Origin of the sequence: Terasakiella sp. SH-1 (assembly GCF_004564135.1) — a bacterium.
In the GTDB taxonomy this organism is placed as follows: domain Bacteria; phylum Pseudomonadota; class Alphaproteobacteria; order Rhodospirillales; family Terasakiellaceae; genus Terasakiella.
In genome coordinates this window covers 1,609,299-1,623,120 of sequence record NZ_CP038255.1, presented here as the reverse complement: position 1 = coordinate 1,623,120, position 13,822 = coordinate 1,609,299, and the positions used below count along the sequence as shown (strand labels likewise).

At 47.3% G+C, this 13,822-nt stretch carries 1 protein-coding gene (running past one end of the window); it reads left to right on the top strand.

What is annotated here, in order from left to right; genetic code table 11:
* A protein-coding gene (locus tag E4K71_RS07655; protein ID WP_135078294.1) for a tandem-95 repeat protein crosses the window boundary here: on the top strand, positions 1-13,822 show its final stretch. It extends 15,470 nt beyond the left edge of the window; the window shows 13,822 of its 29,292 coding nt (coding positions 15,471-29,292); its start codon lies off the left edge, out of view; it ends in the stop codon at positions 13,820-13,822.

Sequence of the window (13,822 nt, the reverse complement as noted above, 5' to 3'; positions counted from 1 at the left end):
TGCGTCTCTTGGCGATGTGAATGCCGATGGCAAAGAAGATTTTGCCGTTATTTGGCGCGATCAACGGGCAAGCTCGAATGAAGGGGTTTATGTCCGGATTGTTGATGAAACCGGAACCGCGCTCATTGCAGAACAAATGATCCCGCAGGTGGGGATCTATCAGGTGCCTCATGATGTGGTGAGTTTGGGCAATGGCCGTTTTGCTGTGACCTATACGGATCTGGTTGGAAACTGGACGCAAAAATATAATATTTTCGAATATAGCTTTGATACTGAGGCTCAGACCGGTTCGTTCTCAACGATTTCATCCAATCAGACACTGTCGGCCAATACCAATGGTGGCTATTCTGAAATGACTGCCTTAAATGATGGGCGGTTTGTTGTAAGCTGGACAAGTGTGGGTGGGGGCTCAGCACCTGAAACGGATATGAGTATCCACGCAACAATCGTGAACCCGGACGGGTCCATATCTGTAGCAGATATCCATGTGAATACGACAGCAGCAGGAAATCAGGAATACCCGACTGTTGCTGCAATGGATGATGGCGGTTTTGTCATTGTCTGGGAAGATACCTTAGATGGGGATGGTGCAGGTGTTTTCGGGCAGCGCTTTAATGCGGCTGGGGGCAAGGTCGGGGACGAATTCCAGGTTAATGCGGATAAGCTCAGCATACAATATGCCCCACAAATTATGAATACGGGCAATAATGAGTTTGTTGTGACCTGGCATGACCTGGGTCCGGGACTGCATATTGAACAAAGAACCTTTAGTCTTGATCAGACTGATACACCCAAGCCACTTTCAGAAAGCTTTGATGCGCTGCATCTGGATGGAGCAACGGTCATTGATGTCTCTGATGCCGGGCGTTTGATGGAACAGGCCAAAGGGACCATTGCAGCCTGGATCAAGCTGGATGACCTATCAGACCTGCAAGTGATTACAGCGACGCAAGGCGATGGCATCAATACAGTTGCGAAGTTTTCTGTGGATACGAATGGAAAGCTCGTCTGGCATGCAGATAACCCAACCACCGAAGTCACAAGTACGGCTTCCATTTCCAGTGGGGAGTGGGTTCATGTGGCTGTGGCTTATGATACCGCCGGGGTTGAGTTCTTCATCAATGGCACATCATCCGGGATTTATAGCGGGGACTTCGCGACAACGGGCTTGACCTCTGTTGGTTCAGGATATGCAACGGCGTTGACGGATACAGAAATTGATGTGTTTGAAATGTCTGTGGGCGGTTGGCTTGAAAGCAGCGATGGTAAAACCGGCATTGATGGGCAAATGAAGACCTTTACGGTCTATAATGACAAGCTTGACAGTGTGGCCATTGGTGCCTTGATGGATGGGGGGACAACCTCTTTTGACAGCCAGTTGCATATTGATTACGATTTTACAACAGGCACGTTACTTGATCAGTCTGGTAACAAACTGCACGGTAGTCTTGATGGCTCAGTTTTCTACGATACTTATGATGGGCCGCAAAATATTGGCGAAGGAACCGGGGCAAATGGTATTGTCGATCCAGTTGTAGCGGCACATCCTGATGGCTCTTATGCCGTTATCTGGCAGGATGGCACCAGTGATAGTGCCTCTGAGACCAAGCTGCGGTTCTTTGATGAAGACCACCACCAGATTGGGGAGGTCTTTGACCTTCGCACCCAAGGGGGCTTCCCGGTTGGTGAAACCCCGACGGCTGCCATGTGGGCACATAACCTTATTGCGACAGAGGATGGCGGCTATCTTGTTCAATTTGTTGTAAATGATGGCGAACAGACTGTCGGCTATGACATTTATACCCGCAAGTACCAGCCCGACGGCCAAGGGGGCTTGGAAGCGCAACAAGCGGTGAAAATTGCCGATAATTACCTGCATGAGAACCGTTTCAGCCTGAATATGGAAGCTGTGCCAGCGAGCCAGCCGTTGGAATATGTCAGTATCTATGCTGATAGCCATACGATTGATACGACGTCCTATGACCATATGTTTATGGTTGTTCATGATGGCAATGGCACTGTTTCTGAGCCGATTGTCTTGAACGGCACAACAACAGGAGGGGAAAACCCGCGTGACTTTATTGTCTTTGACGATGGTAGCGTTGGTATTGTGTTTAACCGCCACAACGGTGGGGATTCAGATGTCTATTATGCCCGTTATGCACAAGACGGTACTGTCCTGAATGCACCACGCCTGATTAGTATTGAAACATCCAACCAGCAATGGGATATGGATGTGACATTGTTAAGCAATGGCAATCTGGCAGTCGCATGGACAGATTTTGATGGTGACGGTGCCGGTGATTTAGGGGTACAGGGCGCTATTATTGGTAAAGACGGTGGCCCAATTGTACCTTCACAGGCAGATATTGATGCTGAAACAGCAATTGATATCCCTATAAATACAGCCACTTATGGTAGCCAGTCTCATGTTAATCTGACAAGTTTGCCGGAAGGTGGTTTTATTGCTGTTTGGCAGTCTGACTTATCTGCAGAACCAGGCTATTTTGAGATTGTAGGCCAGCGTTTTGATGATCTGGGCAACAAGATTGGTGGTGAGTTCAATATCAGCGAAAATTCTGCACCCGGCCATCAGCTGAGTGCCCATATTGAAACCCTGCCGGAAGGACAGTTTATTGTCACATGGTCAAATGAAGTCGCCGGGGAAGCGGGTGTTGAACGCCGGATTTATAGCTATGAAGATGTAACGACGCCGCAACCCGTTGCCATTAACCTGGATGGTTTGCATCTTAATGAAGATGCCGTGACGGTCCTTACGACAGAAGATATTCTGAATTTCTTCCACGATCCAGACCTTGGTGATAGCCATACAATTACCATTAACAGTGTTGCAAACGGGGCTGTTGTGGATAATCAAAATGGCACATGGACGTTAACACCGGATAACAACTTTAACGGTATTGGCAACCTGAATGTTACGGTCACAGATGCCGGGGGGGGGGCTGCGACGGGTGATATCAGGGTTTATGTTGAGCCTGTGAATGACCTACTGACGCTTACTGATTTTGTGCCAACCGCACAGAATGAAGACACTTCCTTTAGCTTTACGCTCCAAAACCTGTTGGATCAGGTGACAGAAGTTGATGGTGATAGCATTACTATTGATAGTGTTGCAGGTAAGACATTATCAGAATTGGCCGCAGCCAGCGAAGGTACCGTTCTTGAAGGGGGTAAGCTCTATTACAATAGCGGAACTCAGCAGTTTAGCTATATTCCAACAGCGAACTTTGATCAGACGGAAAATATTGCCTTTGTCGTTTCTGAACGTGATGTGAGTGGTACGGCCTTAAGCACTGATAGTCAGCAAATTCAACTGACATATAATCCTGTTAATGATGTGCCGACATTTGATCCAACAGATGCAGCAACGGCTGATGAAAAACTGGTGACATCAACAGGACATACAAGTGTTTCAGAAAGTATCGTGGTGCATAGCACGGGTGAGTATGCCGTTTTTTGGCTTTCTTCAAAATCGGGCAGTACACAAGTTTATGGGCAGCGTTATTTGGATGATGGCACTGCGATTGGCAGTGAATTTAGCGTCAGTAATTCCAGTGATACGGGGAACAAGCTTAATATTGTTGCCACGGCCAAAGATGGTGGTGGGTATTTTGTAAACTGGGTTGGTTATAACAGTGCCACAACATCCAATGATGTTTATGCTCAAAATGTGATGCCGAATGGAACGGCTGTAACATTGGGAACCCAGTTCATTGTGAATAGCCAAATTTCTGGTATTACGACGAATGCGGGTAGCCAAGCTTATATCAATATGGACAATATCGGCGATATTAACGGCGATAATAAAGATGAGTTTATTGTTGTTTACGAAGATAACAGTACGACAAATTCAGAAGATGTTTTTGGTAAAATCGTTACCGAAGATGGAACAAGCGTTGTTTCTGACTTCCTGATCAACACAACGACGGCAGGGCGCCAGCGCGAGCCTGCGGTTGCGACTTTTGATAATGGGGATTTCATTGTTTCCTGGCATTCCAGTCAAACGGGCTATTGGGAGATGTTCTACAAGAAGTTCAATAAAAACGGGACAGAACTTATTGCAGAAACTCAGGTAACAACATCTGCAGCACATGTGAAGGCATATGCCGAGGTGGAAACCCTTTCAAATAATAATTTTGTTATTGTCTGGGAAGATACAACATTGGACGGCAGCAGTTCTGCTGTATATGCATCTGTCTATAACAATGCTGGGACTGTCTTAAAGGATGACTTCCGCGTAAATACATATACGACCAATACACAAAATGAATTTCAGGTTGTCTCACTGGAAACAGGTGGCTTTATTGTAATCTGGCATTCAAATGGGCAAGACGGGGATGCCTTTGGGATTTATGGGCAGCGTTTTGATAATGTAGGGACTGCGGTTGGTACGGAATTCCAAATTCATCAAAATACTACTGGCGACCAACGTAATCCCTCTATTGATACATTCCCTGATGGACGCTTTATCGCTTCATGGTCAGACGATAGTGTGAATGTTGAAACACGCATCTTTACGACAGAAGGTGTGACAACACCTATTCCATATGTTGGCACTCTGTCGTTTGAAGCTGTGGAAGATACGCCATTGGTCTTGAGCACAGCAGACTTGCTGGCAGCTTTTGACGATGTAGATACGGCAGATACGCTTACGATCAGCAATATAAGTCTGGATCAGGGCACTGTGACGGACAATCAGAATGGGACATGGACTGTCCAGCCGTCTGCCAATTTTAATGGTGTCGGACACCTCAGCTTGACCGTTACGGATTCAAGTGGTTTGTCTGTTTCTGGTAGCTACGAAGTGAATGTCAAACCTGTAAATGATGCCCCTGTGGATGTGGGGAATGTTTTACCGGCCCAGGCTGTTGGGACAACAGGTATCGCGCTTACAAAACAAACGCTGCTGAATAACGTTCAGGATGAAGAAGGCGATAACCTGACGATCAGCAATGTATTGTTGGGTGGTGAAGCCGGAACGTTGAATGGTCCAGATGCAAATGGCGATTATACGATTGACTTAAATGGAGTTTTCTCCGGTAATCTGGAAATTACCTATGATGTTAGTGACGGGGTGAATACCACGCCTGTAGATTTGATCCAGCCCGTTGGTAATGTGCCGACAGATATTTCCCTGACACTGAATTCTGTGGATGAAAATGTCACTGGGGCCGTTCTGGGGACATTGGATGCAACAGATCTGGATTCATCATCAGCCGACTTTACCTTCAGTACAACAGATCCACGTTTTGAAATCAGTGGTAATCAGCTGAAGCTGAAAAATGATAAGTCACTTGATTATGAAAGCCCTTATAATGGGACAACAAACGGCAGTGATACAGTTGACGTCATGGTGACAGACCAGCATGGTCTGACGTTCTCCAAAACCATTGCCTTTACCTATAATAATGTGAATGAGCTGCCTACTGTTGAAGGCAGTAGCACGTCGTTGAGCGGGGCAGGTAATTACGTTGAGGCCGAGACATTTGTTGCCAGCGCGTCAGCCTTTAGTGTTGAGGCAACTTTCTATGCCTATAGCGCGTATAGCAATCCGGTTTTAGTGGCAAACGGGACAGCAGGCAGCAATGGTTTCCAATTGAAGCTTGTACAGCATGAGGCGGATGCCAAAATTGCTCTGTCCATTGAAACGGTTGGTACATTGTATTTGGATCAGGTGGTTCCAAGCAGTACATGGACCCATGTCGCCGTGACCTATGATGGGGCAGGCTGGACAGCTTATATTGATAGTCAGGCTGTCACTTTGAGTGATCCGACACAAACCATTGATGCAAGCGCAGACCCGGTGGCACCTAGCGGAGGCAAGCTGTATATCGGTAAAAATCTTGATGGTCAGATTGATGAGATACGCTTGTGGGATGGGGTGCGCAGTCAAAGCCAAATTCAGGATAATAAGGAAACCGTTCTGGTCGGTGATGAAACGGGCTTATCTCGCTTGTATCGTTTCAATGACGGGGAAGGGACTTCTGTCTTTGATGAGGCAACAACAGATGGTACCCAGCATGGTGTTCTCTATACAGATGGAGGCGAATCTTCCTATCACCTGAGCACAAACGGCACCAGTTATGGCGGTGTGATTGATGACAAGTTCTTCTTTAACAGTGAAGATACCAACGTTATTTCCGGCTTAACGCTCAGTGATCCGGATGGTTATTCAACGGAACAAACCGTTACGATTACGGTTACGGATGGAACTTTAATCTATACAGATAATGCATTTACCGATACGCATGTTACTGGCAAGGGAACAACGACTCTAAATGTGACGGGGATGGTAAATGAAATTAACAGTTACCTTTTGTCGGGTAATCTGACCTTTAAAACGGATAACAACAGCTTTTCAAACGGTACGTTGACGGTTACGGTTAATGACGGGATTGCTCCGACACAAACATTTACATATCCCTATAGTGTCAATTACGCCCCCGAAGTCACCCTGAGTGGCTCTGATTATTATGATACGATTGAGGGCTTTGACGGTAATGACCGTCTGATCCTAAATAACCCTAATGGCACGCTTATTGGGGGAGATGGTGATGATACGTTGATTACCAATAGCACCTTTAATCGCTTGATTGGTAATGAGGGGGATGATCGCTTTATTGTCAATCAATTGGGCGGACAGGCCATTTATGGTGATGGCACAACACAACAAGAGCCAAGTGCCAATAGCCAAATTCCGATACAGGCAGAGCTTGACTATGACGTTGTGAATTACGGTGGTTATGATAATGGCTCAACCGGGATTACCGCAGATTTTGATGCCGGGACAATCTCCAGCAATGCCTCTACAGATATAATTAATGATATTGATTTCGTAATTGGTACTCAATATGACGACAGCTTTATCGGGTCTGGTGATTATAATGCCTTTGCCGGGATGGATGGTGCCGATACCTATACAGGCTGGACAGACACGATCTCCGGGGATCGCGGCCGTGATGAAATTCGCTTTGACAAGGAAACCGGGGCACAAGGCATTACCATTGACCTGGATGGTACATCGGTTGTCGATACATATGGCAATACCGATACGTTCTCTTCTATTGAGCGTGTTCGCGGCTCCGGCAATGCCGATACGATTACAGGTTCGGACGGATTACATTACGAACGGATTGCCGGTATGGACGGTGCCGATGTTCTTGATGGTGGCGCTGGTGTTGAAGACGAACTGTCTTATTCTATTGATCCGGCAGGGGTAACAGTTAACCTGGGTGCGGGTACAGCCATTGACGGGTGGGGGAATACCGATACAATTTCCAATTTTGAATATGTCCGTGGGTCCGCATATGGGGATGTGTTTACGGGCTATAACACAGGAACGACGGAAACCTATAACAAGTACTTTGGCTTGGCTGGAGACGATACCTTTAACGGCTTGAACAGCTGGTATAATTTTGACGAGGTATCATACGAAAAAGACAAATGGTACGGTGCCTTTGAAGGGATTACAGCAACCGCCAATTCTGATTCAACGGTATATACGGTTACGGATGGTTTTGGTGATACAGACACACTGAACAATATTGACCGTATCCGGGGGACAGACTTTGCCGATAGCTTCACTGGTGGTTCCGGATACGATCGTTTCAGCGGTATGGCAGGGGATGACTATTTCGATGGTGGCGGTTCCCGTGACGAAATTGACTATAGCCGTGAAAAAGGGACAGGTAGCGTTACTCTTGATCTATCCCAAGACACAGCAACTGATACTTATGGCGATACAGATACATTACTGAATGTTCAAAACGTCCGTGGTAGCCAAAAAGGTGACACATTGACGGGCAACAGTAACGCCAACCGCCTGCGCGGTGAAGGCGGTAACGATATCCTGAATGCAGGGGCTGGCGATGATACACTCGCAGGTCAGGCCGGTGCTGATACGTTAACCGGCGGTGCTGGTGCGGATGAATTTGCCTATGAGGTTGGTTCAGATAGTTATTATAACAGCAATGCCGATCAAGTCTGGGATACGATTAAGGACTTTGATGCAACCGCCGGGGATAAAATTACCTTTGAAGGATTGTCTGGTTCGGCTTACGCACCTCAGATTTATGGGAATTATACGACCTACGAGGCTGCGATTTCGGTCATTGACGCGGATGCGACTGCTGCGCAACGAACTGTATTCTTCACCACAGATACCGGAGATGGGTATATTTATGTTCGTGGGGGCAATTATGATAGCACGTTGATCAAGCTGGAAGGGGTGACAACTGCGCCACCTGTTTCTGCGATGGACGGTATCACCGAATATAATTTCCCCCCTGTTATCAAAGGTGTTGTCTCTGAAATGGCTTCCGTCGTGTTTGACGGGGTGGATGATTATATCAATGCGGGGCGGGGCAATACGAATAGCCTTGCCTTAAGCAGTGATTTGACCCTTGAGACCTGGCTCAAACCGGATAGCTTGACTGGGACGCAAAGCATTCTTGCCATGGCCGGGGATACAGGTTCTGAAGCAAGTGCTGACAACCAGCTCTATATGCTGGAAATTCAGGCCGGTACGGGTGATATCACCTATTCTCATGAATATGGGGCGGGGGCCAATGTTATTGTCACATTTGATACCAACCTTTCTGTTGGGGAATGGGCGCATCTTGCGCTGGTGCGTGACAATACGAATGGGGTGATTAAGCTTTATAAAAATGGGGAAGAGGTTTCAGCCATTTCTGGTGAAATTGGTGGAAATGCTTCGACATCGCCCTATAACACCTATGATCCGCAAAATCAGGCACCAACAGATGGGGCAAATTCTGAACTGATGGTTGGCGCTGTGGATGCGGATAATCCCATTCTCTTCTTTGATGGGGAGATGACAGAAGCCCGTATTTGGTCTGAGGCACGCACGCAGGCTGATATCAAGAGCTATATGGGGCAGGAACTTTCCAATACAGCAGATACTTCATTGAAAGCTTATTGGGATTTTGCTTCGGCTGACCATAATGATAAGGAATATGTTGAAGACCTGTCATCTAATAACAACCATGTCCGCAGTTTTGATAGCCTATCCCTCAGTGGGGACGATTTTGCCCAGACGAGTGGGACAAATGCGCTGGCTGGGGCGCATGCTGTATCTGGTTGGATTCAGACAACATCAAATGCCCAAGGGGCGATCTTTGCAACAGATAGCACATCAGGTCAGTCGGCAACTGTGACTATGTTAGCCAGTGGCGAGTTAAATGTTGAGATCAAAGGGGCCAGTGCTCAGATCAAAAATTACTCAACAATTGGTGCAAACCTTAATGACGGTCACTGGCATAATATTGGCTACAGTTATGATATCACCGATGGGTTACGTCTGTTTGTGGATGGGACTGAATATACAGGGGCAAGCCTGACACTGGGGGTTGATAATGAAATCACATCTCTGAGCATTACAGATGCAAGTTTGTTGTTTGGGACCAATGCCGCGCAAGATACCCATTTCATCGGTGAAATCGCTGACTTTGCTGTGTTTGATGAAGCACTGGACGCAAGCAAATTTACAAAAGTGTATGATGAAGGTGTATGGTCTGCATCCAACAAGATCACAGGCTTCTGGCACTTTGATGATGGAAGTGGAACATCTGTCAGTAATAATGGTTCCAGCTCTCCTTACGGCAACTTGTCTGTTAGTGGGACGCCAGAGTGGAGTTCCCCGACACCAAATCTCAATGATTACCTGCATCAGTCGCTGAGCCTCAATGGGTCGACATCTATTGATCTTGGCACACAGGTCATGGCCAACAACGCCTTTACCACATCCATCTGGTTAAATGCACAGACGGCATCAGGACAGGAACTGTTGAATATTGGTTCCGGTAAGCTGGTTGTTACGTTAAATGCGAATGAAGAAATTGTTGTCAGCTTGAATAGTGGTGCAATTTCAACAACGATTACACACGGTTTTGATTTTGGCGAATGGGAAAATATTTCGCTGAGTTATGACGGGACGCAGCTCGACATCTATACGGGCCATGACAATGTAAGCTCCATTCAGGGGACATATGACATTTCCGGCAGCAATAGCGCGATCCTGGGTAATAACGTGAATGCCCATATTGGGGAGGTCCAGTTGTGGAACACCTATATGGACAAAGCCGCGATTGAAAATATCCGTGAAGGGGGCCTAAGTGGGACAGAGCCGAACCTGTTGGGCTATTGGCGTATGATTGACGAGCCAACAGGCGGTGTGATTGCCGATACATCGGGTAACAATACAGATATCACCTTGCCAACAGGGGCTGAGTTTGCACCTGCCTTGCCACAGGTTCTACAAAATACAGCGACCCTTGCGGTACGCGAAGACGAAGGCCATCATGGGTTGATCCAGTTCTCAGACCAGAACTTGGGTGGACTGGATAGTGCTGTGACTCTGCACCTTCATGCTCAGGCGACAAATGGGGAGGTGGACGTCCAACCCGATGGGACCTATGTCTATCGCCCCAATGCCGAGTTTAGCGGTTCTGACAGTTTCCAGGTTGTTGCCAAGGATAGCAGCGGCAATTATTCCGACCCTTATAGCATCAGCGTGACGGTGACAGCTGTGAATGATAATCCTGTTGCGGTTGATGACAATCTTACGGTACAGGAAAACACACCGATTATTATTTCTGCGTCAGACTTGCTGACAAATGACACGGATATTGATAATGCGACTTTGACCTTGAGCAGTGTTTACGGTGGTTCAAACGGTAATCTGGTGGATAATGAGAACGGAACCTGGACTTATACACCGGATAACGGCTTTTTAGGCAGTGATACCCTGACTTATACAGTCAGTGATGGCGCTGGTGGTCTTGCAACCGGGCAGGTGAACCTGACTGTTGAGTCAACACCCAATAATAATCCTGTTGCCAATAATGATAGTGCGACAACCGATGTTGACACGGCAACGACCATTACTGTGTTAAGCAATGATACAGATGCGGATGCCGACAGCCTGACCATTACGCATATCAACGGTACAGCTGTGAGCCTGGGGGATCCGTTCGCTGTTGCAAACGGGATTGTGATCCCAAATGTCAATGGCACGATTACCTTTACGCCATCTAGTGGCTTTACAGGTGGGACGAGCTTTAGCTACACGATTTCTGATGGAAATGGCGGTACGGATAGCGCTGGTGTCAATGTAACGGTTAACTCCCAATCCAGTGAAAACATCATCAATGGTGATGCGGCAGCTAATAGTCTGCAAGGCACCAATGGGGTTGACCATATTTTTGCCGGTGATGGGAATGACTTGCTTATTGGTGATGCAGACGATGATATTCTGTTTGGCCAAGGTGGGTTTGATCAGGCCAATTATGACGGGAAATCCAACGAATATATCCTGACGCAGCTTGGTGCCATGCTTGAGGTTGAAGATAGCAATACGCTATCGGGTACCAACGAAGGGATGGATACGCTTGTCAGTGTGGAACAGCTTTATTTCGACGGCAATGGTGTAACGGCCGATCAACGCAATGTCACGGTTTCCATGGCAGCAGAAGAGCTGGTGAACACAACGACAGTGAACAGTCAGATTGCTCCCGATATTGCAGCCTTGAAGTTTGGGGGCAGTGTCGTTGTTTATGAAGGTTTGGATGCAAGTAATAATGCTGCCGTTTATTTCCGCATTTATGATGAAGAGGGCACGGCAAATGCGGAAGTGTCCTTTAGCCAGTTCCCATCTGCGGGCTATGTCAACGGGTCTGCACGGGTCAGTGCACTGAAAACGGGTGGCTTTGTCATTACCTGGGTTCAAGGGGGTGATCCCAGCTCCAATAAAACCGATGTACTTGCCGCAGTTTACCATTCTGATGGAAGCCTGAATACGGATTTTGGCACGCCGAGTTTTATCGTCGATACCACCTCACAAACACTTTATCAGGATACGATCCGGGTTGCGGGTCTGGATGATGGCGGGTTTATTACGGTATGGACCGAAGAAGGTGATATCCACACCAAACATTATAAGGCAGATGGTACGTCATCTGGTGGCCAAGTTATTGCTAATAGCGGGAATGAAGAAACCGGCGCAGAAGTTATCGGCCTGAATACAGGCGGGTATGCTGTTGTCTGGCAAGAAACAACCGGGGCAACTTATTCTACGAAAATGTCGATTTTTGACAGTGATGATGGTGTGGTTATCAGCAACATTATTCTCAGTACAGATAGCGCAAATGACATTACATCCCGTGATATTACGATACTGAATAATGGTAATATTCTTGTGTCCTGGACTGAAGATGCAAATGCAGATACCAAGCTGGATGCGATGGCTGCCATTTATGCCCCGAATGGAACGCAGGTTCTTGGCCCGTTCCAGCTGAATACAACAGACAGTGATCCGGAGGCGACGGTTTCTGTCGCTGGATTGGATAACGGCAGTTTCGTTGCCGTTTGGCGTGTGGATGGAATGGATAACGATCAGGGTGGTATTTTTGGTCGTATCTTTAACAATTCAGGTACAGCCCTGACAGATAGCTTCCTGATCAATTCCGAGGTGGTCGGCCACCAGTCTGCACCACGGGTTGAGGCTGTTGACAATGATATCTCAGGCAGTGGCTTTGTTGTTGTTTGGGAAGGTGATGATGCGTCTGGGCGTGGCATCTATAAACAGACCTTCAATAATGACGGTTCCCTCATCGGTGGGGTAACACTCACAGGTGAGGCGGGCAAGGATGACCATATTATTGCTGGATATGGTGAACAGAACTTTGTCGGGACATCTGGTAATGATACCTATGATGGTGGGGCAGGTGTTGATGGTGTATCTTATGCCACCTATAACGAAGCGATGGTCATTAACCTGACAACAGGCGCTGCGACAGGGGCCACAACCGGAACAGACACTCTGATCGGAATTGAAAACATCATTGCGACAAGCCACAGTGATAACATCACAGGTGATGATAATGCCAATGTGATCAATGCAGGAACTGGTGATGATATTGTCGTTGGTGGCGGCGGAAATGATATGATTGATCTGGTCGGTGGCAGTAATCTAGTTGCAGCCGGTTCTGGTGATGACCGGATCAAGATGGCTGCCGGGGCGGCTGGAAACGTTATTGATGGTGGGATTGGCACGGATTGGTTATCTTTTGACCTGAGCAATCCATCAAGTGGCCTGACCCTTGATCTTGGGATCACAGGTGATGGAGCCCTTGGGGGTGTCGGGGATCAGTTTGCCGGAACAGCCTTTGGTAATGTGGATATCAGCGGCATTGAAAATATCGACGGGACATCCCTGATTGATATGATTGATGGTAATGAGAGTGTGAACACCCTTATCGGGATGGAAGGTGATGATGAGCTTTCCGGTCACGGGGGCGATGATGTTCTTATGGGGGATGAAGGTGCTGACAAGTTGATTGGCGGGGCTGGTAACGATACGATGTATGGCGGTGATGGCGCTGATAAGTTTATTTATGAAACTGCAGCCGAATTTACAGGCTTTACCGATTATATTGCAGGTTTTGAAGGTGGGGTCACGGGTAATGATGAATTTGTCTTTGATGCATCAGCTTTGGGGCTGGCGACTGGCGGGGCAAGTGAGCTTCTTTCCAGTGTTCCTGAAGTCAGCTTCCTCAGTGGTTCAACCGTGACACATCAGACAGATGTTGAAAGCAATAACTTTGGCGACACCACGGCAAAATTCATCTTCTTACAAGGGGATGAGGTCGAAAAATCCTACCTTTATTATGATAGTGATGGTTCTGGTGCAAATGCTGCGCAGAAAATTGCCGAGATGGATGGCTATACAACGGTTGAAGAAGACGATATTCGTATCGAGAACTATTTTGTACCGCTTGGATAA